The organism is Actinoplanes rectilineatus, assembly GCF_000962825.1.
In the GTDB taxonomy this organism is placed as follows: Bacteria; Actinomycetota; Actinomycetes; order Mycobacteriales; family Micromonosporaceae; genus Actinoplanes; species Actinoplanes rectilineatus.
The window spans coordinates 1-327 of the sequence record NZ_JZKF01000266.1 but is presented as its reverse complement, the minus strand read 5'-3'; the positions used below and the strand labels follow the sequence as shown (position 1 = coordinate 327).

Annotated in this window: 1 pseudogene; it reads right to left on the bottom strand. The window is 74.0% G+C overall.

Going from position 1 to position 327, the window contains the following annotated elements:
• Positions 1-9: 9 nt before the first annotated feature.
• Positions 10-327: pseudogene (locus WH85_RS52645) on the bottom strand (hypothetical protein); the annotation flags it as partial.

Sequence of the window (327 nt, the reverse complement as noted above, 5' to 3'; positions counted from 1 at the left end):
GCAGCCGAGTCACTGGGCCGGTGAGCGCGGCGTTGCGGCGGGGGCGGGCCCGCGCACCGGGCGCGGGAGCCCCGTTCGGACGCGGGTTCGGCCCGGTGCACGGCGGGGTTCGGGGAGGGTGATCTCCGCCTTCGTGAGTCGGAAAAGGGAGTTGGCGAGAAGCTCGAGGACGCCGTCCTCGACCGAAAGCGGCACGCCGGCGAAGACGGGCAGCGCGTCGGGCGCGATGCGGGTCATCGTGGTGCCGCGTCCGGCGAGGATCGGACCGGGCAGAGAACCGCCACCGATGCCGTAGATCCCGCCGACAGCGCCGACGACGACACCCAG